21 protein-coding genes are annotated in these 24,790 nt (G+C 63.9%); 14 read left to right on the top strand and 7 right to left on the bottom strand.

What is annotated here, in order from left to right; all coding sequences use genetic code 11:
• The first annotated feature begins 110 nt into the window (after nt 1–110).
• Nucleotides 111–1,754 (top strand): CTP synthase, encoded by a 1,644-nt coding sequence (locus tag PVW49_RS17045; protein ID WP_074838568.1) that lies wholly within the window; start codon nt 111–113, stop codon nt 1,752–1,754.
• Nucleotides 1,755–1,871: 117 nt separating this feature from the next.
• Here the strand turns inward: PVW49_RS17045 and PVW49_RS17040 are convergent, their stop codons facing one another.
• Nucleotides 1,872–3,830 (bottom strand): bifunctional 2',3'-cyclic-nucleotide 2'-phosphodiesterase/3'-nucleotidase, encoded by a 1,959-nt coding sequence (locus tag PVW49_RS17040; RefSeq protein WP_274591112.1) that lies wholly within the window; start codon nt 3,828–3,830, stop codon nt 1,872–1,874.
• 138 nt (nt 3,831–3,968) lie between these two features.
• Between PVW49_RS17040 and PVW49_RS17035 the strand changes: the two genes are divergently transcribed.
• From PVW49_RS17035 to PVW49_RS16985, 11 genes are all read left to right on the top strand, one after another.
• Nucleotides 3,969–4,544, top strand: coding sequence for a DUF6151 family protein (locus PVW49_RS17035; RefSeq protein WP_048532167.1), 576 nt, complete (start codon nt 3,969–3,971; stop codon nt 4,542–4,544).
• 125 nt (nt 4,545–4,669) lie between these two features.
• On the top strand, nt 4,670–5,107 hold the full coding sequence (locus PVW49_RS17030; RefSeq protein ID WP_048532168.1) for a tellurite resistance TerB family protein: 438 nt from the start codon (nt 4,670–4,672) through the stop codon (nt 5,105–5,107).
• Between the two features lie 142 nt (nt 5,108–5,249).
• Nucleotides 5,250–6,026, top strand: coding sequence for an ABC transporter ATP-binding protein (locus PVW49_RS17025; RefSeq protein WP_048532169.1), 777 nt, complete (start codon nt 5,250–5,252; stop codon nt 6,024–6,026).
• A gap of 25 nt (nt 6,027–6,051) precedes the next feature.
• Nucleotides 6,052–6,780 carry a transporter substrate-binding domain-containing protein gene (locus PVW49_RS17020; RefSeq protein ID WP_048532170.1) on the top strand — a complete coding sequence of 243 codons (729 nt, stop codon included), beginning with the start codon at nt 6,052–6,054 and terminating at the stop codon, nt 6,778–6,780.
• 161 nt (nt 6,781–6,941) lie between these two features.
• Complete coding sequence (locus tag PVW49_RS17015; RefSeq protein ID WP_371398933.1) at nt 6,942–7,748, top strand: ABC transporter permease; 807 nt, start codon at nt 6,942–6,944, stop codon at nt 7,746–7,748.
• A gap of 97 nt (nt 7,749–7,845) precedes the next feature.
• Nucleotides 7,846–8,652: an ABC transporter permease gene (locus PVW49_RS17010; protein ID WP_048532171.1), complete on the top strand. Its 807-nt coding sequence runs from the start codon at nt 7,846–7,848 to the stop codon at nt 8,650–8,652.
• Between the two features lie 170 nt (nt 8,653–8,822).
• Complete coding sequence (locus PVW49_RS17005; protein WP_048533843.1) at nt 8,823–10,157, top strand: glutamine synthetase family protein; 1,335 nt, start codon at nt 8,823–8,825, stop codon at nt 10,155–10,157.
• A 16-nt stretch (nt 10,158–10,173) separates the two neighbouring features.
• Nucleotides 10,174–10,851 carry a type 1 glutamine amidotransferase gene (locus PVW49_RS17000; RefSeq protein WP_274565268.1) on the top strand — a complete coding sequence of 226 codons (678 nt, stop codon included), beginning with the start codon at nt 10,174–10,176 and terminating at the stop codon, nt 10,849–10,851.
• Complete coding sequence (locus PVW49_RS16995; RefSeq protein ID WP_048532173.1) at nt 10,848–12,206, top strand: glutamine synthetase family protein; 1,359 nt, start codon at nt 10,848–10,850, stop codon at nt 12,204–12,206. Before PVW49_RS17000 ends, PVW49_RS16995 begins: the two co-directional genes overlap by 4 nt.
• 67 nt (nt 12,207–12,273) lie before the next feature.
• Nucleotides 12,274–13,569 (top strand): NAD(P)/FAD-dependent oxidoreductase, encoded by a 1,296-nt coding sequence (locus tag PVW49_RS16990; RefSeq protein ID WP_274591111.1) that lies wholly within the window; start codon nt 12,274–12,276, stop codon nt 13,567–13,569.
• Between the two features lie 101 nt (nt 13,570–13,670).
• Nucleotides 13,671–14,870: a DegT/DnrJ/EryC1/StrS family aminotransferase gene (locus PVW49_RS16985; protein WP_274591110.1), complete on the top strand. Its 1,200-nt coding sequence runs from the start codon at nt 13,671–13,673 to the stop codon at nt 14,868–14,870.
• 76 nt (nt 14,871–14,946) lie between these two features.
• Here PVW49_RS16985 and phaR read toward each other — a convergent pair whose 3' ends face one another.
• The 4 genes from phaR to PVW49_RS16965 form a co-directional block, all read right to left on the bottom strand.
• Entirely contained in the window at nt 14,947–15,495 is a 549-nt protein-coding gene (gene phaR, locus PVW49_RS16980) for a polyhydroxyalkanoate synthesis repressor PhaR (protein WP_048532176.1), read from the bottom strand.
• A 110-nt stretch (nt 15,496–15,605) separates the two neighbouring features.
• Nucleotides 15,606–16,553 carry an HlyD family secretion protein gene (locus PVW49_RS16975; protein ID WP_074838587.1) on the bottom strand — a complete coding sequence of 316 codons (948 nt, stop codon included), beginning with the start codon at nt 16,551–16,553 and terminating at the stop codon, nt 15,606–15,608.
• 172 nt (nt 16,554–16,725) lie between these two features.
• Complete coding sequence (locus PVW49_RS16970) at nt 16,726–17,181, bottom strand: phasin family protein (protein ID WP_048532178.1); 456 nt, start codon at nt 17,179–17,181, stop codon at nt 16,726–16,728.
• A 131-nt stretch (nt 17,182–17,312) separates the two neighbouring features.
• Nucleotides 17,313–19,106, bottom strand: a complete 1,794-nt coding sequence (locus PVW49_RS16965) for a PHA/PHB synthase family protein (RefSeq protein WP_274591109.1) — start codon at nt 19,104–19,106, stop codon at nt 17,313–17,315.
• A gap of 115 nt (nt 19,107–19,221) precedes the next feature.
• On the opposite strand from PVW49_RS16965, the gene phaZ reads away from it, so the two are divergent.
• Entirely contained in the window at nt 19,222–20,487 is a 1,266-nt protein-coding gene (phaZ, locus tag PVW49_RS16960; RefSeq protein ID WP_048532180.1) for a polyhydroxyalkanoate depolymerase, read from the top strand.
• Between the two features lie 90 nt (nt 20,488–20,577).
• On the opposite strand, the gene PVW49_RS16955 is transcribed toward phaZ, so the two are convergent.
• Entirely contained in the window at nt 20,578–21,552 is a 975-nt protein-coding gene (locus tag PVW49_RS16955) for a Gfo/Idh/MocA family protein (RefSeq protein ID WP_274591108.1), read from the bottom strand.
• A gap of 181 nt (nt 21,553–21,733) precedes the next feature.
• Here PVW49_RS16955 and PVW49_RS16950 point away from each other — a divergent pair, with 181 nt between their 5' ends.
• Nucleotides 21,734–23,668, top strand: a complete 1,935-nt coding sequence (locus PVW49_RS16950) for a calcineurin-like phosphoesterase C-terminal domain-containing protein (RefSeq protein ID WP_274591107.1) — start codon at nt 21,734–21,736, stop codon at nt 23,666–23,668.
• Nucleotides 23,669–23,767: 99 nt separating this feature from the next.
• Here the strand turns inward: PVW49_RS16950 and rpoH are convergent, their stop codons facing one another.
• Nucleotides 23,768–24,664 (bottom strand): RNA polymerase sigma factor RpoH, encoded by an 897-nt coding sequence (rpoH, locus tag PVW49_RS16945; RefSeq protein WP_048532183.1) that lies wholly within the window; start codon nt 24,662–24,664, stop codon nt 23,768–23,770.
• Nucleotides 24,665–24,790 lie beyond the last annotated feature (126 nt).

Raw genomic sequence — 24,790 nt, 5'->3', positions numbered from 1 at the left:
CTTGTCAAATCCACGCGAATCCTGTAACGATGGACTCCCGTGGTACTGCGAAAATTTGGCCTCTGGCCGCGCGGTTCAAACGACGTTCGACTACGGGAGTTTCCTTCAGCATGGCGCGCTTTATCTTCATCACCGGCGGTGTTGTGTCTTCGCTTGGCAAGGGGCTGGCCTCGGCCGCGCTCGGCGCCCTGTTGCAGGCCCGCGGCTTCTCCGTCCGGCTGCGCAAGCTCGACCCCTATCTGAACGTCGATCCCGGCACCATGAGCCCCTTTGAACACGGCGAAGTCTTTGTCACCGACGATGGCGCCGAGACCGATCTCGACCTCGGGCACTACGAGCGGTTCACCGGGGTGGCGGCGCGCAAGACCGACTCGGTCTCTTCGGGGCGGATCTATTCCAATGTGCTGGAGAAGGAGCGCCGCGGCGATTACCTCGGCAAGACCATCCAGGTCATTCCGCACGTCACCAACGAGATCAAGGATTTCATCTCGATCGGCGAGGACGAGGTGGATTTCATGCTCTGCGAGATCGGCGGCACCGTCGGCGATATCGAGGGGTTGCCCTTCTTCGAGGCGATCCGCCAGTTTTCCCAGGACAAGCCGCGCGGGCAATGCATCTTCATGCATCTGACACTGCTGCCCTATATCGCCGCGTCGGGCGAGCTGAAGACCAAGCCGACGCAGCACTCGGTCAAGGAGCTGCGGTCGATCGGCATTGCCCCCGACATCCTGGTCTGCCGCTCCGAGGGGCCGATCCCGGCCAAGGAACGCGAGAAACTGGCGCTGTTCTGCAACGTGCGCCCCGAGGCGGTGATTGCCGCCCAGGATCTCTCGACGATCTATGACGCGCCGCTGACCTATCACCGCGAGGGGCTGGATCAGGCGGTGCTCGATGCCTTCCAGATCTCGCCCGCGCCGAAGCCCGAGCTGAGCAAATGGGAAGACGTCAGCGACCGCATCCATCACGCCGAGGGCGAAGTGCGGGTTGCCATCGTCGGCAAATACACCCAGCTCGAGGATGCCTATAAATCCATCGCCGAGGCGCTGACCCATGGCGGCATTGCCAATCGGGTCAAGGTCAAGGTGGAATGGGTGGATGCCGAGCTCTTCGATCGCGAGGATCCGGCGGTACATCTGCAAGGCTATCACGCGATCCTGGTGCCCGGCGGCTTTGGCGAGCGCGGCACCGAAGGCAAGATCAAGGCGGCGCAATTCGCCCGCGAGCACAAGGTGCCCTATCTCGGCATCTGCCTCGGCATGCAGATGGCGGTGATCGAGGCGGCGCGCAATGTCGCCGGCGTCTCCGGCGCGGGCTCGGAGGAATTCGACCACGAAGCCGGCAAGAAACGCTTCGAGCCGGTGGTCTATCACCTCAAGGAGTGGGTTCAGGGCAATGCCAAGGTCTCGCGCTCGGCCGATGACGACAAGGGTGGCACCATGCGGCTGGGCGCCTATGACGCGGCGCTGGCCGAAGGGTCGAAGGTGGCGCAGGTCTATGGCTCCCAGGCGATCGACGAGCGGCACCGGCACCGCTACGAGGTCGACATCAAGTACAAGGACAAGCTCGAGGAACACGGGCTGGTGTTCTCCGGGATGAGCCCGGACGGGCGGCTACCCGAGATCGTCGAATGGCAGGATCACCCCTGGTTCATCGGCGTGCAATTCCACCCGGAACTGAAATCGAAACCGTTCGAGCCGCATCCGCTGTTCAAGGATTTCGTGCGGGCGGCGAAAGAGATCAGTCGGTTGGTATGAGGCGCGAGACGGTCCGCAGCACCGCGCCCCGGACTTGATCCGGGGCCTCCCGGTCGCCAGCCGCAGGCGAGAGGTCCCGGCGCTGAGGCCGGGACGGGAGGCTGGAGCGCGACGCGCCTAGAGCGAAATGCGGAACCGCGCGAATCCACTGTCGGATTGGCCCGCCTCTTCGATCTGCACCCCCGGCACGCCGTCGGCATATTGCGCGCCCGCTGGCCCGGTCTCGAAGATCACCGTGGTGCCCTCCATCGGCGCGAAGGACCAGTTGCCATCGGCGCGCGGGCTCACCGTGCCCTTCTCGACGATATACCGCACGATCACGTCGCGGTTGGTGTCGGGCCCCTCGAAGACCGTGGTCTCGGGCGAGGCGCCGGGGAAGGAGCCGCCGCCGCCGGCACGGTAGTTGTTCGAGGCGATGATGAACTCCTGCGCCGGGTCGATCGGTTCGCCATTGTAGGCGAGGTTCACGATACGGCTGGCCTCGGGGTTGATCAACTCGCCCTTGGGCCCGAACTTCGACGGCTGGCTGAGGTCGATCTGGTAGGTCACCCCGTCCATCACGTCGAAATTGTAGCTCGGGAACTCCGGGTTCAAGAGCGTGGCATCCTCGGCCCCCGGTTCGATCTGGTTGAACATGCCGGCCGAGCGCTCGAGCCAGTCCTTGACCTCGGCCCCGGTCACCTTCACCGCGCGCACGGTATTGGGATAGAGATAGAGGTCGGAAACGTTCTTGATCGCCACGTCGCCCACGGCGACATCGGTGTAATACTCCGGCCCGCCCCGGCCACCGGCCTTGAAAGGTGCCGCGGCCGAGAGGATCGGCAGGCCCTCGTATTCGGTGCCCTGCATCATCTGCTCGATATACCAGGTCTGGGCGTTCGACACGATCTGCACCGAGGGGTCATCCGCCACCAGAGCGAAATAGCTGTGCAGCGGCGCATCGGTCTTGCCCACGGCGCGGCGCACATAGGCCAGAGTCTCCTGATGCTCCTGTTCGGCGGCGGCCAGCACCTTGTCGACGCTTTCGACCGTCGGAGTGATCGAACGGTCCTCGCCCCGGGTGTAGATCGGCCGCGCCTCGGCGGTGTGCGAGAGCACCCGCCAGCCGCTGCCGTCGCGCTCGATCATCAGGTCGATCAGCCCCATGTGCGAGCCCCAGAACCCGCCCATCACGGCCGGCTTGCCCATGATCGTGCCCTGTTCGACATCGAGACCGGCGAATTCGGCATAGGTCGAAGACGGGAAGACCAGGTGGCTGTGGCCGGTGAGGATGGCGTCGATGCCGTCGACCGCGGCCAGCGGTACTGACGCATTTTCCATGCCGTCGGTATGATCCGCCCCGCCGATGCCGGAATGCGACAGCGCCACAACCAGATCGCAGCCGGCCTCACGCATCTGCGGCACATAGGCCCGGGCGGTTTCGACGATGTCGCGGGCCATGACGTTGCCTTCGAGGTGGCGACGGTCCCAGTTCATCACCTGCGGCGGGACAAAGCCGATCAGCCCGAGCTTGATCTGATGGCTTTCGCCGGCGCCGTCGGTGACGCTGTGATCGAGGATGACATAGGGCGGCAACAGGGTCTCATCCTCGGTCGGGCTGGCGCCCAGAGACTTGGCGATATTGGCGCAGACCACCGGGAACTTGGCCCCGGCGAGGGATTTCTCGAGGAAGGACAGCCCGTAATTGAATTCGTGATTGCCCAGCGTCGAGGCATCGAACCCCAGCGCATTCATCGCGGCGATCACCGGATGCATGTCGCCCTCCTTCATGCCGCGCTCATAGGCGATGTAATCGCCCATCGGGTTGCCTTGCAGGAAATCGCCATTGTCGATCAACAGCGCATTGGTCGCCTCGGCACGGACATCGTCGATCAATGCGGCGGTCCGGGCCAGGCCGACCGTATCGATCGGACGGTCGGCATAATAATCATAGGGAAAGACGTGCACATGCAGGTCTGTGGTTTCCATGATGCGCAGATGCGCCTGATTGGCGGCAGCGCGGAGAGAGAACGGGTGCAGCGCGACGAATCCGGCTGTGCCGGCCAAAAAGCCGCGGCGGGACAAGGACATAGACATGAGAACTCCCCAATTTTCGGTTTTTTTGACACACAGGTGCCGTGTGAATGCTACACCTCCGGATCGATTCCGCGAAGGAAAGCTGTCGGTTGACGTGGCGACTTGCGGCGCGCCGGAGGCGCGGCTAGCCTCGCCGCCATGAACGCCCGTTTTGCCTGCACCTGCGGCGCCACCGAATGGCATGTCAGCGCGCCCCGGCGGGGGACGCGACTGATCTGTTATTGCGCCGACTGCCAGAGCTTTCCGCGCCACCTCGGCGCCGATATCCTAAACGAGGCCGGCGGCACCGATCTGCTTCAGGTGGCGCCATCACAGGTGACGTTCACGCGCGGGATCGGCAATCTCGGCCTGCTCCGGCTCTCGCCACAGGGGTTGTCGCGCTGGCACACCACCTGTTGCGGCACGCCGGTGGCCAATACGCTGAAATCGGCCAAACTGCCCTTTGTCTCGCTGAGTTGCGCGGCGCACCAGGGCGAGGACAAGCTGCTGGGGCCGGTGCGGGCCCATGCCAACACCGTCTGGGCCAGCGGGCCCGGCGCCCCGCGCAAGGATCGGGGGCTGGGCCGGATGGTGCTGGCCTTTGGCCAGCGGCTCCTGGCCGAACGGCTGTCGGGACGCTGGCAACAGACGCCGTTCTTTGCGCCGCCCGACTGGGCGCCGGTGGCGGAACCGCAGATCCTGAGCAAGCAGGCGCGTCTCAGGGCGCGCGCCTGAGCGGCACGCCGGGCCACGGCGCGGCGCATAAGCCTTGGCCCGCGCCCCCGCCAAGGCGCCGGCCATCCGACGAACCCTCGGCCGAAGTGCTTGGCCCTCCCCCGGCTTGCGCCTATATCTCCCCCATGTTCGCAGATTTCCTCAGACGGCTGACCCAGCCAGAGCCCGCCCAGTTGCCCGACCAAGACGCCCGCCTCGCGCTGACTGCGCTTCTGGTGCGGGTGGCGCGGTCGGACGAAACCTATGACGATGACGAACGCACCCTGATCGACAAGATTGCCGCCAGCCGTTTCGGCCTCTCGCCCTTCGAGGCCAGCGCCCTGCGGCGCGAAGCCGAACAGCTCGAATCCGAGGCCCCCGACACCGTGCGCTTCACCCGCGCGATCAAGGATGCGGTGCCTTTCGAGGCCCGCCTCGGGGTGATCGAGGCGCTCTGGCAGGTGGTGCTGGCCGATGGCACCCGCGACGAGGCCGAAGATGCGCTGTTGCGCATGGTGGCGCCGATGCTGGGCATCAGCGATGTCGACAGTGCCATGGCCCGCCAGCGCGTCACACGGGAGTGACGCGGGGGGCAAGGGCCCTCCGATTTGGCCTGCCGTGACGGCAAGTCCGGCGGAATCCGGGCATTTCCGCCGTTTTGCAAGTTGCAAGGCCGCAAAATTACTGCCCTATTACAGGGAACCTTCACACACAGAAAAGCGTCACGTGCCAGACCAGCCCCCCGTCATCGAGATCCGCGACCTTCACAAGAGCTACGGCCAGCTCGAAGTGCTCAAGGGCGTATCGATCACGGCGCACCGGGGCGAGGTGATCTCGCTGATCGGCTCGTCCGGTTCGGGCAAATCGACGCTTTTGCGCTGCGCCAACCTGCTCGAAGACAGCCAGCAGGGCGAGATCCTGTTCAAGGGCGAGCCGGTGAGCTGGAAAGGCAGCGGGCTGGCGCGCCGGCCGGCCGATGCCAAACAGGTGCTGCGCATCCGCACCAACCTGTCGATGGTGTTCCAGCAGTTCAATCTCTGGGCCCATATGACCATCCTGCAAAACGTGATGGAAGCACCGGTCACCGTGCTGGGCCGCGACCGGGCCGACGTCGAGGAACGGGCGCGCCACTACCTCGACAAGGTCGGCATCGGCGACAAATGCGCGGCCTATCCGGCACAGCTTTCCGGCGGCCAGCAGCAGCGCGCGGCGATTGCCCGCGGGCTCTGCATGGAGCCCGAGGCGCTGCTCTTCGACGAGCCGACCTCGGCGTTGGACCCGGAGCTCGAGCAGGAGGTTGTGCGGGTGATCAAGGATCTGGCCACCGAAGGCCGGACCATGCTGATCGTGACCCATGACATGAAGATGGCCCATGACGTGAGCGACCACGTGGTTTTTCTTCACCAGGGTCTGATCGAAGAAGAAGGTGCGCCCGGACCGCTGTTCGACGCGCCCAAATCCGAGCGGCTGCGGGGCTTTCTGTCCTCGACCAAAGCCGCCTGAACCACCAACCAAGGGAGCAACAGACATGAAACTTTTCCTGACCGGCACCGCCGCTCTGGCCCTGACCGCCAGCCTCGCCATGGCCGCAAGCCATTCCGGGACCGTGCGGCTCGGCACCGAAGGCGCCTATCCTCCGTTCAACTTCCTCAATGATGCCGGCGAGGTCGACGGCTTCGAACGCGAGGTCGGTGACGAACTCTGCGCCCGCGCCGAGCTGACCTGTGAATGGGTCACCAACGAATGGGATTCGATCATCCCGAACCTGGTCTCGGGCAACTACGATGCCATCATCGCCGGCATGTCGATCACCGACGAGCGCGAGGAAGTCATCGACTTCACCCAGAACTACACCCAGCCTGACCCCTCGTCCTATCTCGGCATGGCCGGCACCGAGATCGATCCGGCCGGCGCGGTGATCGCGGCGCAGGCCGGCACCATCCAGGCGGCGCATATCGCCGAGATCGGCGCCACCCTGCTGGAATTCGCCAACCCGGAAGAAACCATCGGCGCGGTGCGCGATGGCGAGGCGGATGCGGTTCTGGCCGACAAATCCTTCCTGACGCCTTATGCCGAGGAAAGCGCCGAGCTTGATTTCGTGGCCGAGGACATCCTGCTGGGCGGCGGCATCGGCATGGGCTTCCGCGAAAGCGACGCCGAGCTGCGCGCCAAGTTCGATGCGGCGATCCAGTCGATGAAGGAAGACGGCTCGCTCAATGCCCTGATCGAGAAATGGGACGTCGGCGAAACCTTCTGATCCCGCGGGCGGGCTGACACCCGCCTCCGGCCCTGAAACGCAGGGTGGGCCTGCCGGCCCGCCCGCTCCGCAGGAGAGCTGCCATTTTCAGCTATTGCGCAGAACCCGAGCTGCTCGAAGGCGCCCGCTGGCTGGCGTGCTATCTGACGACCGGCAAGCACATGGCCTTCTATGCCTCTTTCGGCACGGTGCTGCTCTTGCTGGCAATCACCGCGCCGGTGGCGCTGGCCTTCGGATTTCTTGGCGCCATGTCGGCGCGCAGCCACATCTTTCCGATCAACTGGCTGGGCCGGACCTATATCGCCATCGTGCGTGGCGTGCCCGACATCGCGTTCTTCCTGTTCTTTGTCATCGCGCTCGACCAGGGATTCGAATGGCTGCGCCACCAGGCGCTCTGCCCGGGCTGGGATCAGCCGATCCGGCAGGGCAATGATTTCGTGGTCTGCGACGCCGCCAAGCTGCCGCTGGGCACCGCGCCGCAATGGGTGCATGAGACCTATGGGTTCCTGCTGGCGGTGCTGACCTTTGCCATCGTCTTTGGCGCCTTTGCCGCCAATGTGCTGTTTGGCGCCATGCGCGCCGTGCCCCGGGCCCAGATCGAGACGGCGGAGGCCTATGGCATGTCGCGCCGGCAGAGCTTCTGGCGCATTCTGGTGCCGCAGATGTGGGTCTATGCCCTGCCCGGCCTGTCGAACCTCTGGATGGTTTTGATCAAGGCAACACCGCTGCTGTTCCTGCTCGGTGTCGAGGATATCGTCTATTGGGCGCGCGAGCTGGGCGGCACCAAGACCCCGCGCTTCACCGATTACCCGCATGGCGACTGGCGGATGTGGTATTTCCTGGCGCTTCTGGTGTTCTACCTGGGGTTCACCAAGGTGTCGGAGGTGGTGCTGGGCCGGGTGATGCAACGTCTGACCTTCGGGCGGGCGACAGCCGGCGGCGAAGCGCAGCGGAAGGCGGCGGCATGAGGTTGGGTGGCGGTACTCTGGGGGCTCTGCCCCCGTCGCCTTTGGCGACTCCCCAGAGAGTATTTTGTGCAAGAGGAAGCTGCCGGGGGGGCGCGGAATGAGTTGTTGGGAGACTTTTGCCGATTATGCCCTGCGTTCTGTCGGGGTGGGGGAGCGGTTGTTGCCGCGGTCGGATTTTACCCTCTGCCAGCAGTTCGTGCTGATCGGCTCGGGGATGATCTGGAACGTCTATTTCGGGGTGCTGGCGCTTTTTGCCGGCTTCTTCCTGGCGACGGCGGTGGCGCTGGGCAAGGCGGCGCAAAGCCCTTGGCTGCGCAAGCCGGCGGAATGGTTCATCTTCCTGTTTCGCGGCTCGCCGCTGTTTATCCAGTTCTTTTTTGCCTATTTCCTGTTCCTGTCGCTGAAACAGGTGGCGCCCGTCTTCACGCCGCTGACCTCGGCCTGGGCCGGGGCGCTTGTGGTGCTGTTTCTCAACACCGCCGCCTATTCCGGCGAGATCTTCTATGGCGCGCTTTTGTCGGTGCCCAAGGGCGATACCGAAGCCGCCGACGCCTATGGCTTTTCCGGCTGGGTGCGGTTTCGGCGCATTGTCTGGCCGACCATGCTGCGGCTGGCCTGGCCGGCCTATACCAACGAGGCGATCTTTCTGTTTCACGCCACCACGCTGGTCTATTTCTCGGGCTTTCCGGCGTTTCAGCAACGCGGCGACGCGCTGTATTATGCCAATTACTTTGCCGACAAGACCTTCAACCCCTTTGTCCCCTACCCGATCCTGGCGGGCTATTTCATCCTGCTGACGCTCTTGCTGATCGCGCTCTTCGGGCTGATCAACCGGCGGCTCAACCGGCATCTGCCGCAGGCGCGGCGGGCCAAGATGAAGCTGCGGCTGAACCTCATTCGCTGACCCGTCCCGGACCCCGATCCGGGACGTCCCCTAGCTATCGGCGCGGCTCCGGATCAGGTCCGGGGCGCGGCAATCGGCATTTCATTTCCCGCTTGCCAAACCCCGGCGCGGGTCGTTATCCATAATTTGATCAAATTATTCACCCAAGGTGCCCCATGTCCGGCAATGCAATGAAATCCTGGCTGCGCAAGAATCCGCAGGTGCGCACGATCCGTGTCGCCGCCGCCGACCTCAACGGTCAGCCGCGCGGCAAGCGGGTGCCGGTGCGTTTCGCCGACAAGGTGGTCGAGAGCGGCACCCGCTTTCCGGTTTCGGTGCTCAATCTCGACATCTGGGGCGAGGATATCGACGACAGCCCGCTGGTGTTCGAGAGCGGCGACCGCGACGGCGTGCTCCTGCCCACCGAACGCGGCTTTCTGCCGATGCCCTGGCTCGAGGCGCCGACCGCCCTCCTGCCGATCTGGATGTTCCGCGAGGATGGCCGCCCCTACGAGGGCGATCCGCGCCATGCGCTGCGCGCCGTGCTGGACCGCTACAAGGCCAAGGGGCTGACGCCGGTGGTGGCGGTGGAGCTGGAATTCTACCTGATCGACGACAGCGGCCGGTCGTTGCAGGTGCCGGTGAGCGAGCGCTCGGGCAAGCGGCGCAAGGCGGCCGAGACGATGTCGATCCGCGCGCTCGACAGTTTCGACCAGTTCTTCACCGATCTCTACGATGCCTGCGAAGAGATGGACATCCCCGCCGATACCGCGATCTCCGAGGCCGGGCTGGGGCAGTTCGAGATCAACCTGATGCATTCAGAGGATGCGCTGCGGGCGGCCGACGATGCCTGGCTGTTCAAATGGCTGGTCAAGGGGCTGGCGCGGCGGCACGGCTTTGCCGCCTCCTTCATGGCCAAACCCTATGACGATTATGCCGGCTCGGGGCTGCACACGCATTTCTCGGTGCTCGACGAGAACGGCGACAACATCTTCGACGACGGCGGCGAAACCGGCACCGAGGTGCTGCGCCATGCGATTGGCGGCTGTCTCGATGCAATGGCCGATTCGGCGCTGATCTTTGCGCCGCATCACAATTCCTATGACCGGCTGGTGCCAGAGGCGCATGCGCCCACCGGCATCTGCTGGGCCTATGAGAACCGCACCGCGGCGGTGCGGGTGCCGTCTGGCGATGCCCGGGCGCGACGGATCGAACATCGGGTGGCGGGCGGCGACGTGAACCCCTATCTGATGCTGGCGGTGATCCTCGGGGCGGCGATGAACGGCATGGAGGATGCGATCGAGCCGCCGGCGCCGATCACCGGAAACGCCTATGCGCTGGATCTGCCGCGGATTCCGGTCACCTGGGTGGGCGCGATGGACGCCTTCGAAGGCAGCGATCACATCCGCCGCATCTTTGCCCCGGAGATGATCCGCAATTTCCTCCTGACCAAACGGCAGGAGGCCCATTATATGGAAGAACTGACTGAAACGGAGCGCGTCGAGATCTATCTCGACACGGTCTAGAACAAATGGGTGAACCATGAAGATCGGCATCCTCACCACCGGGCACAGGCCCGAGGCGCTGCCAGACCACAAGACCTATTCCGGCATGTTCCGCGATCTGCTGGACGGCCAGGGCTTTGACTTCGACAATTACGACGTGGTGGATGGCCAGTTTCCCGCCAGCGTCGAGGACGCCGATGGCTGGCTGATCACCGGGTCGAAACACGGAGCTTATGACGACCTGCCCTGGATCGCGCCGCTCGAGACGCTGATCCGCGCGGCCTATGCGGCCGATATCCCGATGGTGGGAATCTGCTTTGGCCACCAGATCATGGCCCAGGCGCTTGGCGGGCGGGTCGAGAAATTCTCGGGTGGCTGGTCGGTGGGCCGGGTGGATTATGAATTCGACGGCGAGACCCTGCCGCTTTACGCTTGGCATCAGGATCAGGTGACCGCGCGCCCGCAGGAGGCCCGGGTGATCGCCCGCACCGATTTCTGCGAGAACGCCGGGCTGGTCTATGGCCGCAAGATGTTCTCGGTGCAGCCGCATCCCGAGTTTGACGCCGGCTTTCTCACCGGGCTGATGGAGGCGCGCGGCGGGGCGATCCCGCCGGAGATGCTGGCCGAGGCGCGTGCCACGGTCGACAAGCCGGTGGCCAATGCCACGCTGGGCCGGATGATCGGCCAGTTCTTTCGCGACAGGAGCCTTGCATGACCGACTGGATCGCCCAGACCCCGCAGGCCGCGCAGGCTTATCTCGAGGGGCGCCGGCTCGACGAGGTGGAATGCGTGATCCCCGACCTGCCGGGCATTGCCCGCGGCAAGGCGGTCCCGGCGTCGAAATTCGCCCGGCAGTCGTTCTTCTTCCTGCCAGATTCGATCTTCTATCAGACCATCACCGGTGGCTGGGGCGAGGCCGCCGGCGCCGACGGCTTTATCGAGCGCGACATGATCCTCAAGCCCGACATGTCGACCGCCACTGCCGCGCCCTGGACCGGCGACTGGACCTTGCAGGTGATCCACGACGCCTTTGACCGCGAGGGCGTGCCGATCCCGGCGAGCCCGCGCAACGTGCTGAAACGGGTGGTCGACCTCTACCACCAGCGCGGCTGGAAGCCGGTGGTGGCACCGGAGATGGAATTCTATCTGGTGGCCCGCAATATCGACCCGGCCAAGAGCATCGAGCCGATGATGGGCCGCTCGGGCCGGCCGGCCGCGGCGCGTCAGGCCTATTCGATGACGGCGGTGGATGAATTCGGCCCGGTGATCGACGACATCTACGATTTTGCCGAGGCCCAGGGTTTCGAGATCGACGGTATCACTCAGGAGGGCGGCGCCGGTCAGCTCGAGATCAATCTGCGGCATGGCAATCCGGTGAAACTGGCCGACGAGGTGTTCTATTTCAAGCGGCTGATCCGCGAAGCGGCGCTGCGCCACGACTGCTTTGCCACCTTCATGGCCAAGCCGATCGCCGATGAGCCGGGCTCGGCCATGCACATCCATCATTCGGTGCTCGACCTGGAGACCCGCCGCAACATGTTCGCCGGGCCGCAGGGCGGCGAGACAGATGCCTTTGCGCATTTCATCGGCGGTTTGCAGCGGTATCTGCCAAGCGCCATCGCGGTGATGGCGCCTTATGTGAACTCCTATCGCCGTTACGTGCGCGACCATGCCGCCCCGATCAACCTGGAATGGGCGCGCGACAACCGCACCACAGGCATCCGCATCCCGATCTCGGATCCGGAGGCCAGGCGCGTGGAGAACCGCATCGGCGGCATGGATTGCAACCCCTACCTCGGGATCGCAGCGTCGCTGGCCTGTGGCTATCTCGGGCTGGTCAACAAGGTGACGCCGGCCGGGCAGTTTTCGGGGGATGCCTACGAGGGCGAGCCGGACATCCCGCAGGTGCTGGGATCGGCGCTGGATCTGTTTGACGCGGCGACCGAGCTGCACGAGGTGCTGGGGCCGGAATTCGCCCGGGTCTATGGCATCGTCAAACGCACGGAATACGAGGAGTTTCTTCAGGTGATCTCGCCGTGGGAGCGGGAACACCTGTTGCTGAACGTGTGAGGATCGGGGGCGCTGCCCCCGGACCCCCGGCGGTATTTGTCAAAGAGAAGAAGCAGGGGAGCGGGGCATGAACCTGCTGTTTTCCAACGATCGCCAGGGCCAGTACCCGGAGAGCTGGTATGCGGCGACAACCGCGTTTCTGCCGCCCTTCGCGCCGCTCCAGGGCGCGGTGACGGCCGATGTCTGTATTGTCGGCGGTGGCTATACCGGGCTCTCGGCGGCGCTGGAACTGGCGCGGGCCGGGCGCCGGGTTGTCCTGCTCGAGGCGCATCGGGTGGGCTTTGGCGCCTCGGGACGCAATGGCGGGCAGTTGGGCTCGGGGCAGCGGGTCGACCAGCAGGGGCTGGAGCGACTGGTCGGACGCGCGGATGCGGCGAAATACTGGGCGCTCGGCGAGGCGGCCAAGGCGCTGGTCAAGCGGCTGATTTCCGACCATGACATCGAGTGTCACCTGAAGCCGGGCGTGGCCTGGACCGGCTCGAGCGCGGCGGAGGTGGCCGAGCTGCACGGCTATGTCGATTTCCTGCGCGACCGCTATGGCTATGACCATGTCGAGGCGCTGGACGAAGCGGCCTGGCGGGCGCTCTGCCCGTCTCCCGATTACAAGGGCGGGATGATCGACCGGGATGCGGCGCATCTGCACCCCTTGCGGCTGGCGGTGGGGCTGGCGCGGGCGGCGGCGGCAGCCGGGGCGGTGATCCATGAGGGCTCTTGCGTGCATCACGTCGCGCCGGGGCTGGTGCAGACCGCCGAAGGGCGGGTCAAGGCCGATCACGTGATCTTGGCCGGCAACGGCTATCTTGGCACGCTGGACCGGAAGGTGCGGGCGCGGGTCATGCCGATCAACAATTTTGTCGTTGCCACAGAGCCTCTGGGCGCGGGCGCGGCGCAGGTGCTGACCGAGGATGTGGCCGTGGCCGACAGCCGCTTCGTGGTGAACTACTTCCGGCTCAGCCACGACAGGCGGCTGCTGTTCGGCGGTGGCGAGAGTTATGGCTATCGGTTCCCGAAGGACATCGCCGCCAAGGTGCGGCGGCCGATGGCCGAGATTTTCCCGCATCTGAAAGACGTCAGGATCGACTATGCTTGGGGCGGCACCCTGGCGATCACCATGAAACGCCTGCCCTTTCTGGCGCGGGTGGCGCCGGGGGTGCTTTCGGCCTCGGGTTACTCCGGCCACGGGGTCGGCACGGCGACCCATGCCGGCTGGCTGATGGCGCGGGCGATCATGGGCGAACAGGAGGGGTTCGAGACCATGTCCGCCCTGCCCGCCCCCGCCTTTCCCGGCGGCGGGATGATGCGGACGCCGCTGCTGACCCTGGCGATGAGCTGGTATGCCCTGCGCGACAGATTGGGGATCTGACGACACAGGCGACGGGCATTGACGCCCGTTACGGAAAATTCACTTTTTTGCCGCATTGCTCTAATTTAGTTTTCTGAAAACCCCGATTAAGGAAAGCGAATATGAGCAGTCTCGAGGCCCCCAACGTTCATGACGCCGAGCCGATCCCGGAGGCGGCCCGCGCCGAAATCGACCGGTTGCTGCAAAGTGGCGACCTGTTCCGCTATACCGCGCCCGAGGATGCGCCGGTGGCTCTACTCGAAGCGGAATTCGCCGAAATGATGGGCATGCACTATGCGCTGGCGGTCGCGTCCTGTTCGGCGGCGCTGTTTCTGGCGCTCAAGGCGCTGGAGCTGCCGCGCGACGCCCGCGTGCTGATCCCCGGCTTCACCTTTGCCGCGGTGCCCTCGGCGGTGGTGCATGCCGAATGTTGCCCGGTGCTGTGCGAGGTCGGCGACGATTACCGCATCGACCTCGAGGATTTCGCCGCCAAGCTCGACGATGTCGCGGCGGTGATCATCAGCCACATGCGCGGCCATACCTCGGACATGGCGGCGATCATGGCGCTTTGCGACGCGCGTGGCATTCCGGTGGTCGAGGATGCGGCGCATTCTCTGGGCACCACCTGGCGCGGGCAGAAGATCGGCACCATTGGCCGGATCGGCTGTTTCAGCTTTCAGAGTTACAAGATGATCAACGCCGGCGAAGGCGGCATTCTGGTCACCGACGATGCCGAGCTGGTGGCGCGTGCGATCATCATGTCGGGCGCCTATGAGCACAACTGGAAGAAACACCCGGTGCTGCGCGATCATTTCCCGGCGTTGCAGAACCGCCTGCCTCTTTACAATCAGCGCATGTCGAACCTGTCGGCGGCGGTGATCCGGCCGCAGCTGCCGCATCTGGCGCGCCGGGTGCGCGACGGGCGGGCGAACCACGATCACGTGGCGGCGCGGCTCAACACCTCTCCCTGGATGCAGGTGCCCGACAGTCTGCCCGGTGAAGAGCGCGCGCCGGATTCGATCCAGTTCAACCTCGAGGGCATGACCGAGCCCCAGCGCCGCAGCTTTGCCGAGGCGGCCGAGGCGATGGGCGTCAAGGTGCAGATCTTCGGGCTCTCGGCAGACAATGCGCGCGCCTTCTGGAACTGGCATTTCGTACCGGATCTGCCGGAAGATCTGCCCGCCACCCGGGCGATGCTGATGCGGGCCTGCGACGTGCGGCTGCCGGCGCGGCTGACGCGGGCGGAGTGCGATTTTATCGCCGAGGCGCTGATCGCCGCGGCAGAGACGGTGATGGGCACGCCCCGGGCCTACGGCACCTGATCCGCCGTAAGGGTCGGAACCGAAAAAGCCCCGCGACCGGCGCGGGGCTTCGCAAACCTGAGCTTTTGCTCATGGTTTACTTGTCCATCTTGGACAATTTGGCCTGAAGCTCGGCCAGCTGTTTCTTGATCGCGTCGAGGTCTTCCTCGTCTTTCTGGTCGCTCTGGCCTTCGCCCTGATCGGGGCCCGACCATTGCGGAGAAATGCCGCCGGTCATCGCCTTCATGAAAGCTTCCTGCTGCGCCTTCATCGCCTCGAAGCCCGGCATCTTGGCCATCGGGCTCATCTCGAGCATGCGGTTCTGGCCTTCGCGCAGCATCTCGAACGAGGCGGTCAGGAACTGCGGCACGACGCTTTGCGCCTGGGTGGTGTAGCTGCGGACCAGGTCGGTAAGCACCCCCAGCGGCAACACATTTTCGCCGCGGCTCTCGTGTTCGGCGACGATCTGAAGCAGGTATTGCCGGGTCAGGTCGTCACCCGATTTCAGATCGACGATCTGCACGTCGCGGCCATCGCGGATGAACCCCGAGATGTCTTCGAGCGTCACGTAATCGCTGGTTTCGGTATTGTAGAGCCTGCGGCTCGCGTACCGCTTGATCAGAAGGGGTTTCGGTTTGTCCGCCACTTGGGCCGTCCTCCCGTGAGTTTCAGCGTTGCAAAAAAGCCTAGGCCAGCGTTTGCAAAAAGAAAAGCGTTGTCACGCCGCAGGCGCGAAAAACATGATGCTGCGCAGCATCACGCGGGATCCGGCAGGGTTTCGACCTCGACCGCCTCGTTCAGATAGAGCGCGGCGGCGCAGTCTTCGTCGACCTCGATCGAGGATTTGACGTATTGATGTTCGAGGTCGGCCTCGGTGCCGATCCAGGTGAAGCTGCCGCCACAGGCCTGGCCGTTGATCCGCGCGATCCGGACCGGCGCGCCAATGGTCACGCCCGAGGATTGCTGTGCCACAAGCTGATCGACGCGCACGAAAACCTCGACCGATTTCTTCTCGGGCGCATAGATCTGCGCGGCCGAGGCGCCGGCGCTGACGCAATCGCCGACATTGGGCGCAAAGCCCAGCAGAACACCGGCATAAGGCGCGCGCAGCTGAAGCGCCGCATGGGCCACCTGCTGCGATTGCAGGTCGAGCTGGCCGATGTCGAGCGCGATCTCGGCGCGTTTCTTGGCGGAGATTGCGCTGGCCAGGGTCTCCTTGGCCTGATCGGCGGCGAAATCGGCGTTCATCATCCGGCTTTCGACACCTTCCATGGTGCTTTCGTTGATCAAGCCGCGGCGGAACATCTGTTCGTTGCGGGCAAATTCCTTGCCGACAAAGGCCAGTTCCTGCGCCCGGCGGTCGACATTGGCCTCGGCGGCGTCGATGGCGAGCTGTTTCTCAGCCACCGCCGCCTCGAGATCGGCAACCCTTGCCTTGGCGGTCTCGAGCGCCAGTTCGGCGTCCTGCGCGTCAAGCTCGACCAGCAATTGCCCGCTTTCGGCCGCGCCGGTGCGGCGGGCGCTGTCCGAGACGGAGACGATGCAGCCGCCGGTTTCATAAGACAGCCCGGTGATCTCACGGGCCACCACGGTACCGGCAAAGGTGAACGGCTGGAATTCGGCCTCTGTCTCCTGGGCCATGGCGCCCGTCGCGGCCAGGCCAAGGACCAACGCCCCGCGTCTCGATGCAATCTTGCCGATCATGATGCGCCCTTCCCCGCTGCGATCCGGGTGATGGTGCGCAATGCCGGGCGATCTGGCAAGAGCGGCGGGCGCAAAAGAAAAGACGGGCCCCGAGGGACCCGTCTTTCCGTGATGTCGTCGCGCATCAGGGGGGAGGAGACAGCGCGGACTACATCCTGATCAGATGATCAGCTTACTTGGCGGTTGCGGTCGCTTTCTTGGTGGCAGCGGTCGCATCCGAAGTGGCTTTTTTCACGGCAGCCGAAGCTTCTTCCGAGAATTCCTTGCCGGCCGCCATCATCAGTTCGACGGTTTCCATCTGAACTTTCTTGGCGATTTCAGCGAAAGCGGCCACGTTTTCGGCGGCAACTTCAGCTTGAGCCGAAGCGAAATCGGTCATCGCCTTGGCATAGTCGGCGGGCTCGGATTTGGCTTTCGACAGCTCGGCCAGTTTGGCCAGGGTGTCTTTGGTCCATTTCGAGGAGATCTCGGTCGACTTCTCGGCAGCTTCCAGAGCAACGCCCGAGAGTTTCTCGTTCAGGGTCGCTTGGGTCTTGAAGGCATCTTCCAGAGCCGAAGTGTCAACCGGGAACGCGCCCATCATGTCTTTCAGCAGCGCGGTGACGTCTTGTGCTTTTGCAGCAGCCATAATCTAAATCCTTTGTTTCTGCGCGGAGCGGGCCCACCCCGTCTCTGCGTCTGCAAAGAATATAGCCGCTGCACCGCAGCATTTCAACCACTTTTTGCTGCGGTGCAGAAAAAGGTTTTCCCTACGTAAATTCAGATGCTTGCCTTGACCCGAACGTAGTCACCCGGGGCATCGCCAAGCGGCGGGTGCTCAGAATCACCCGCGTCGCGTGCATCGATCATCTTGCCTGCACGCGGCTTGAGCCAGGCCTCCCAGCGCGGCCACCAGGAGCCCTCGTGGAACTCGGCGCCTTCCATCCACTCCTCCGCGGTATCGGGCAGATCGTCGTTGACGTAATGGCCATACTTCTTTTTGGTCGGCGGATTGACGATCCCGGCGATATGGCCCGACTGGCCGACGATGAAGCTGCGCGACCGGCTGCCGGTTTGCAGGAACCCGCGATAACAATCCTTCCAGGGCGCGATGTGATCGGTCTCGGTGGCGACGGCACAGATCGGCACGGTGACATCCTTGATCGACAGGCTCTCGCCCAGAAGCTCGAAGGTGCCTTCGATCATCTCGTTGCGCTGGCACAGGCCGCGCAGGTACTGCATCACCATCTTGCCGGGCAGGCCCGAGCCATCGCCGTTCCAGTACAGCAGATCGAAGGCCGGGGGCGTATCGCCCATCATGTAGCTGCGGATTGCCGGCTGATAGATCAGGTCGTTCGACCGCAGGAAGGACATGGTCCGCCCCATGATGAAGCTGCGCAGGATGCCGTGCTGCGCGACCTCGGCCTCGATCCCGTCGACGAAATCATCCTGAAGGAACGGCGTGAATTCACCCTGATCCGAAAAATCGGTCAGCGTGGTAAAGAAGGTGGCGGATTTGACCGACTTGTCGCCACGCTTCTTGAGCAGCGCCAGCACGAGGTTGAGCGTGGTGCCGGCGATGCAATAGCCGATCGCATTGACCTGCTTGACCTTGCAGAGCTTCTTGGCTTCTTCGATGGCGGCCAGATAGCCATGCTCGACATAATCCTCCATGCCCCTGTCGGCATAGGTCGGATCGGGATTGACCCAGCTGACCACGAACAGCGTATAGCCTTGGTCGACCACCCATTTGATAAAGCTATTCTTGTCCTTGAGATCGAGGATGTAGAACTTGTTGATCCAGGGCGGAAACAGCACGATCGGGATTTCATGCACCTTGTCGGTGCTGGGGCTGTACTGGATCAGCTCCATCATGTCGTTGCGAAACACCACCTTGCCCGGCGTGGTGGCGATATTGCCGCCCACTTCGAAAGCTTCGGTATCGGCCAGCCGCACCACCAGCTCGCCATCGTTGGCCTCGAGATCGGCGACAAGGTTCTCAAGCCCCTTGACCACGGAATCGCCCTCGGTCTCGATCGCCTTCATCAGCGCGTCGGGATTGGTGGCAAAGAAATTCGTCGGCGCCATCATGTCGACGATCTGCTGCGAAAAGTAGCGCAGCCGCTTCTTTTCCTTCTCGTCGATGTCCTCAATGTCCTCGACCGCCTGTTTGATGGCGTCGGAATTGATCATGTATTGCTGCTTGATGAAGTTGAAATAGGGGTTGGATTTCCAGACCGGATTGGAAAACCGCTTGTCGTCCGGCGTGTTGTCTTCCGGCGCGGCCAGCTTGCCCTGGGCCAGAAGCTGCTGCGCCTCGACGATATGCTTCAGCGACTTGCCCCAATAGTCCACCTGATGCTCGAGGATCTTGGCCGGGTTCTGCATCCATTCCTGCCAATAGGCCGTCGCTGCACGTGCAAAAAGCTCGGACTCGGGCGCAGCAATTTGCGGATTCGGCGGTTTGCGTAGCGTCAAGGCCTTGGTCAGACGCTGCGTCAACTCGTCAATTTTGGCAATATTCTCGTCTAGATGAGCAATATTATTACTCTGTTTAGCGTCTTCGATTGTCATCTCAACGATTCCTCTTTAATCTTGCAGGCGCAGCATTAGATTGCTTTGTTGGAGGGGGCAAAGCGACAAAAACAACGGGGCGTGCCAGTGCCCCATAGCTCCGGAGCCCACGCAAATGCGTTACATGGTCACCTACGATATGATGGAAACCCTTCGGAACACGAACCAGTGGCTCGGCGCGACGGCCGAGGCGATGGCCTCTTATCCCGCCTTTGCCATGTGGCCCAATCCGGCGATGACCTGGCTCGCGGCGTGGGGGTCGGTGACCGAGCGGGCTTTCGAACGCATGGCCGTCAAGCCCGACTGGGGCATCCATTCGATCACCTGCGAAGACGGGCGCGATCACCTGGTCAATATCCGCACCGAAATCAGCCGGCCGTTCGGCGACCTGATTCACTTCGAGATTGCAGGCCGCACGCCCGCACCACGCAAGGTTTTGCTGGTTGCACCTATGTCCGGACACTATGCCACGCTCCTTCGCTCGACAGTTCGGTCCTTGCTCCCTGACTGTGAAGTCTATGTCACCGATTGGCACAATGCACGTGATATTCCGGTGTCAGAAGGCAAGTTCGATGTCGAGGACTACACCCTCTACCTCGTGGATTTCATGCGGCATCTTGGCCCAGATACCCACGTCATCGCGGTCTGCCAGCCGGCGCCGCTGACGCTGGCCGCCACCGCCTATCTGGCGGAAGAGGACCCCGAGGCCCAGCCCCGTTCGCTGACCCTGATCGGCGGCCCGATCGACCCCGACGCCACCCCTACCGACGTGACCGATTTCGGCCATCGGGTGACCATGGGCCAGCTCGAGCAATCTATGATCCAGCAGGTCGGCTTCAAATACACCGGCGTCGGCCGCAAGGTCTATCCGGGGCTGCTGCAACTGACCTCCTTCATCTCGATGAACGCCGATCGCCACTCCAAGGCTTTCGTCGATCAGATCGGCCGTGTCGCCCGGGGCGAGGCCTCGGACCACGATGCGCACAACCGCTTTTATGATGAATATCTCGCGGTGATGGACATGCCGGCGGAATTCTATCTCTCGACCGTCGAGCGGATCTTCAAGAACAGCGAGATTGCCAAGAACGCCTTCACCGTCGCCGGCAAACCGGTGGATATCGGCAAGATCACCACCGTGGCGGTGAAAACCGTCGAAGGCGACAAGGATGACATTTCGGCACCGGGCCAATGTATCGCCGCGCTCGATCTCTGCACCGGGCTGCCCGACAACAAGAAGGCCAGCCACCTCGAGCCGGGCGCCGGCCACTACGGCATCTTTGCCGGCAAGTCCTGGCGCAACAACATCCGTCCGCTAGTGCTCGAATTCATCGATGCCAACAGCGATACACCGCCGGCGGCAACCCAAATCCGCGCGGTGTGACCCCCCGTAGGGTGCGCCTTCACGGCGCACCTTCCGCCAGATACATCCGCAGGAACCAAGGTGCGCCGTAAAGGCGCACCCGACGGCCGGTCAGGCTCTGGCTTTCTCAAACACCGCATCGATCATTGCCTGCGTCCCGCGCGAGAATTCCAGCGGGCAGGGATATTCGGCCCCATCCAGCACGCTGGCGTTGAAGTTCTCGACCTGGCAGACATAGTGGTTGACCCCCGGCCAGCGCCAGGTCACCGCCTCCATCCCGGCCCGCTCCAGCGTCAGTTCGGCCTGGTCGAAGACCCCGGCGTTGAACGGCGCCTTGACGGTGATGACGCCCTTGTCGCCCTGGATCGCCACATACTGACGAGGCGCCATGCGCATCGAATTGATCCCCGAAAAGTGGAAGGACGGAAAGCGCGCCGTCACATGGCTCCAGACGTCGACCCCCTCTTCCCAGCGCATCTCGGTCGACAGGATCTCCTCGGGCTCTTCGCCGGTCACGAAACGCGCGGTGCCGTAGGTATAGACGCCGATGTCGGGGATCGCGCCGCCGCCGGTGTCGGCACGGTTGCGGATGTTGCCGGTGTCGGCACGGTTGTCGTAGGAAAACACCGTGTCCCAGAGCACCAGCTCGCCGATCTCGCCGGCCTGCACCAGCTCGCGCACCTTCTGCCAGCGCGGGTGGTGCACCACCATATAGGCCTCGGCCGCCAGAAGCCCGGTCTCGTCGCGCAGCGCGATCACGCTGTCGAAAGCGCCGGCCTTCATCGCGAGCGGCTTTTCCACCAGCACGTGTTTGCCGGCGCGCAGCGCCTTTTCCGCCCACTCCACGTGCAGGTGATTGGGCAGCGGGATATAGACCGCGTCCACCGCATCACTGGCCAGCATCTCGTCATAATCCCCGAACACCTCGATCCCGGGCGTCAGCTCCTGGAACGGCCGGGCCTTGTCCGCGCTCGAGGTGGCCAGCGCCGCCAGACGGCCGCGCCGCGCGGATTGAATGGCCGGAGCCATATGTTGCCGGGCAAATTTCGCCGCGCCCAGAATGCCCCAACGAATGTGGTCTGCCATGATCTCGTCTCCCTGAAATGCTTGCGCCGAACCCTAGCCACCTGCGGCGCGGCTGCAACCCGGAAGCGCCCGGCCCGGCGCTGTCACAGAGGCGTCACGCAAGTTTCACAGCGCCGCAAAATCCCCTTTGCGAAGCGCGGCGAGATTGGGCCTCGGCGCTTTTACAAAAGGGACATCCCACATGCGACTTTCCTCTCTCTCACTGGCGGCCCTGGCCGGGCTTGCCGCCCTGCCCGCCGCAGCCAAGGACGCGAGCTACATTGGCACCGTCGAAACCGTTGCCGGCGACAGCGCCGGCATGGCGCGCGGCACCGTCTTTGTCGATGCCAACCGCAACAGCCGCCTCGACGCCGGCGAAACCGGGATCGGAGGCGCGCTGGTGACCAATGGCCGCGAAGTCGTGGCAACCGGGGCCGATGGCACCTACGCGCTGCCGGCCTATGACGACATGAACCTGAGCGTGATCAAACCCGCCGGCTATGCCAACCCGGTCGATCAACAGATGATCCCGCAGTTCGCCTATGTGCACAAACAGGCCGGCTCGCCCGAGCTGCGCTTTGGCGGCATCGCCCCGACCGGCCCCCTGCCCGCCGCGATCAACTTTCCCATGATCGAGGATGCGGCCGGCGACCGCTTCAGCTGCCTCGCCTTCGGCGACGCCCAGCCCTATACCAACCAGGAGGTCTCTTACGTCCGCGAAACCGCCGGCAAGCTGCTGGCCACCGCCGATCTGTCCTCGACCGAATGCCTGATATTTGCCGGTGACGTGATGGGCGACGACCTGTCGCTCTATCCGCGTTTCAAGCGCATCATCGCCGTCGGCCAGACGCCGCAATATTGGGTGGGCGGCAATCATGACGTCGATTTCGACGCCGAGACCGATGCCCACAGCTTTGACACCTTCCGCCGCGAATGGGGCCCGGAATACTGGGCGGCCGAGTTCGGCGACGTGCTCTTCATCGGCCTCGACAATGTGCGCTATCCCTGCAACGGCGTCGATCCGCACCCCTTCTGCTCGACCGACAAGAGCCATACCTACAACGGCGTGATCTCCGAGCGGCAGATGGAATGGCTGGGCAACCTGCTGCCGCAGGTGCCCGAGGACAGGCTGATCGTGATGACGGCGCATATCCCGTTCCAGACCTTCACCGACAACACCGCCGCCAAGCACCAGACCGACAACCTCGCCGAGCTGGCCGCGCTGCTCGACGGGCGCAAGGTGCTGACCATGGCGGGCCACACCCACACCACCGAAAACATCGAACCGGGCGAAGGCTTTGAAGGTTGGGAAGCGGCCACCGGTCTGGCGACCTCGCCCTTTCATCAACTGGTGATCGGCGGGCTGTCGGGCTCTTGGTGGGCCGGCGACCTGAACGCCGAGGGCGTGCCACATGCCACCCAGCGTCTGGGCAGCCCACGGGGCTATTTCCGGCTGGATTTCGACGGCGCAACCTTTGTCGATACCTATCTGACCTTCCATACCACCGAGGACAGCCAGTTCCACGCCGCGTTCAATACGCCCCGGTTCCGCAAATGGGCCGATGCGCTGATCACCTATGCCGAGCTCTACGGCACGCCCTCCAAGGTGCTGCCGCCGGTGACGCGCAACGATCTGGCCGATCCCTTTATGCTGACCCGCGCCGATCTGGAAGGTGACAGCTGGGTCGCGGTGAATGTCTGGAACGGCGGCAAATCGACCGAGGTCACCGTGTCGATCGATGGCGGCACGCCGATGGTGGCCACGCGCACCCAGCCCGGCGAGGGCGAGGCCAAGTACCGCGGGCTCGACTATGCCGACCCGGCGGCGATCCTGAAACAGGCGACCCAGGGCAGCCTGGCCATCCGGTCGGACCGCGGCGGCGACGACACCGCCGGCTATGCCATGTTCCAGGGCAACCGCATGTCCGGTGTCGCCGGCCCCTTTCCGCGTTGGCTTCTGACCGACAACAGCCTGCACCTGTGGCGTGCCGATCTGCCCTCGGACCTGTCGGACGGCGTGCATGTGATGACCGTCACCGCCACCGACCGTCACGGCCGGGCCTTCACCACCGATTACACCTTCGAAGTGGTGGCAGAGATCCCGCAGATGACCTGGCAGACGCAGCTCTGGCAATGATCCCGGCGCCTGCTCGGCCCGCAGGCGACAAAAAACGGCCCGGGGTCACCCCCGGGCCGCCGCACTCGTTAAGAAACCCTCGGGCCTCTCTGGAAACGCTCAGGCCATTGCGGCCATGCCCTGTTTCTTGGCCAGTTCCTTCATCCGCTTTTGCAGCTTTTCGAACGCCCGCACCTCGATCTGGCGGATCCGTTCGCGGCTGACGTCATATTGGCCGGACAGATCCTCGAGCGTCACCGTCTGATCCGACAGCCGGCGTTGCGTCAGGATGTCCTTTTCGCGGTCGTTGAGCACATCCATCGCCTCGGCCAGCATCGCGCGGCGCGCTTCCAGCTCGTCGCGTTCCTCGTAATCGGCGGCCTGGTCGGCGTCTTCATCCTCGAGCCAGTCCTGCCATTGCATGGTGCCTTCGCCTTCGGAGCCGACGGTGGCATTGAGCGAGGCATCGCCGCCGGACAGGCGCCGGTTCATGCTGATGACCTCCTGTTCGGTCACGCCCAGATCGGTGGCGATCTGCGCCACGTTGTCGGGGTGCATGTCGCCGTCTTCCAGCGCGCCGATCTTGGCCTTGGCCTTGCGCAGGTTGAAGAAGAGCTTCTTCTGTGCCGAGGTGGTGCCCAGTTTCACCAGGCTCCAGGACCGCAGGATATATTCCTGAATCGCGGCCCGGATCCACCACATGGCATAGGTGGCCAGACGAAAGCCCTTTTCCGGGTCGAAGCGCTTGACCGCCTGCATCAGACCGACATTGGCCTCCGAGATGACCTCGGCCTGGGGCAGACCGTAGCCGCGATAGCCCATGGCGATCTTGGCTGCCAGACGCAGGTGCGAGGTGACCATCTTGTGCGCCGCCTCGGTGTCCTGCTCCTCGACCCAGCGCTTGGCCAGCATGTATTCCTCTTCCGGCTCAAGCAGGGGGAACTTGCGGATTTCCTGCAAATAGCGCGACAGGCCGCCTTCGGGCGTCGGCGCCGGGAGATTTGCGTAGTTAGCCATGTTGGTCCCTCCAATGTTTAGGGCTTTAACATTCCATATGGTGTGGAAATCGGGCCTTTCAAGAGCACATATCCACCTTGATTACGATAATTGTACCGATCCGTTCAGATTGGAAGCCCCATGTGG

This window comes from Marinovum sp. PR37 (assembly GCF_028807375.1).
Taxonomy (GTDB): domain Bacteria; phylum Pseudomonadota; class Alphaproteobacteria; order Rhodobacterales; family Rhodobacteraceae; genus Marinovum; species Marinovum algicola.
The sequence above is the reverse complement of the archived record's forward strand: the minus strand, read 5'-3'. Positions and strand labels throughout refer to the sequence as shown.

What these genes read in the sequence shown, in the direction of transcription:
- PVW49_RS17040 (WP_274591112.1), bottom strand. Translation starts at nt 3,830, where the DNA reads ATGTCTATGTCCTTGTCCCGCCGCGGCTTTTTGGCCGGCACAGCCGGA.
- PVW49_RS17035 (WP_048532167.1), top strand. Translation starts at nt 3,969, where the DNA reads ATGAACGCCCGTTTTGCCTGCACCTGCGGCGCCACCGAATGGCATGTC.
- PVW49_RS16950 (WP_274591107.1), top strand. Translation starts at nt 21,734, where the DNA reads ATGCGACTTTCCTCTCTCTCACTGGCGGCCCTGGCCGGGCTTGCCGCC.
- PVW49_RS17005 (WP_048533843.1), top strand. Translation starts at nt 8,823, where the DNA reads ATGAAATCCTGGCTGCGCAAGAATCCGCAGGTGCGCACGATCCGTGTC.
- PVW49_RS17000 (WP_274565268.1), top strand. Translation starts at nt 10,174, where the DNA reads ATGAAGATCGGCATCCTCACCACCGGGCACAGGCCCGAGGCGCTGCCA.
- PVW49_RS16990 (WP_274591111.1), top strand. Translation starts at nt 12,274, where the DNA reads ATGAACCTGCTGTTTTCCAACGATCGCCAGGGCCAGTACCCGGAGAGC.
- PVW49_RS16975 (WP_074838587.1), bottom strand. Translation starts at nt 16,553, where the DNA reads ATGATCGGCAAGATTGCATCGAGACGCGGGGCGTTGGTCCTTGGCCTG.
- phaZ (WP_048532180.1), top strand. Translation starts at nt 19,222, where the DNA reads ATGCGTTACATGGTCACCTACGATATGATGGAAACCCTTCGGAACACG.
- PVW49_RS17020 (WP_048532170.1), top strand. Translation starts at nt 6,052, where the DNA reads ATGAAACTTTTCCTGACCGGCACCGCCGCTCTGGCCCTGACCGCCAGC.
- PVW49_RS16995 (WP_048532173.1), top strand. Translation starts at nt 10,848, where the DNA reads ATGACCGACTGGATCGCCCAGACCCCGCAGGCCGCGCAGGCTTATCTC.
- PVW49_RS17015 (WP_371398933.1), top strand. Translation starts at nt 6,942, where the DNA reads ATGGCCTTCTATGCCTCTTTCGGCACGGTGCTGCTCTTGCTGGCAATC.
- PVW49_RS16970 (WP_048532178.1), bottom strand. Translation starts at nt 17,181, where the DNA reads ATGGCTGCTGCAAAAGCACAAGACGTCACCGCGCTGCTGAAAGACATG.
- PVW49_RS17045 (WP_074838568.1), top strand. Translation starts at nt 111, where the DNA reads ATGGCGCGCTTTATCTTCATCACCGGCGGTGTTGTGTCTTCGCTTGGC.
- PVW49_RS16965 (WP_274591109.1), bottom strand. Translation starts at nt 19,106, where the DNA reads ATGACAATCGAAGACGCTAAACAGAGTAATAATATTGCTCATCTAGAC.
- rpoH (WP_048532183.1), bottom strand. Translation starts at nt 24,664, where the DNA reads ATGGCTAACTACGCAAATCTCCCGGCGCCGACGCCCGAAGGCGGCCTG.
- PVW49_RS16955 (WP_274591108.1), bottom strand. Translation starts at nt 21,552, where the DNA reads ATGGCAGACCACATTCGTTGGGGCATTCTGGGCGCGGCGAAATTTGCC.
- PVW49_RS16985 (WP_274591110.1), top strand. Translation starts at nt 13,671, where the DNA reads ATGAGCAGTCTCGAGGCCCCCAACGTTCATGACGCCGAGCCGATCCCG.
- PVW49_RS17030 (WP_048532168.1), top strand. Translation starts at nt 4,670, where the DNA reads ATGTTCGCAGATTTCCTCAGACGGCTGACCCAGCCAGAGCCCGCCCAG.
- PVW49_RS17010 (WP_048532171.1), top strand. Translation starts at nt 7,846, where the DNA reads ATGAGTTGTTGGGAGACTTTTGCCGATTATGCCCTGCGTTCTGTCGGG.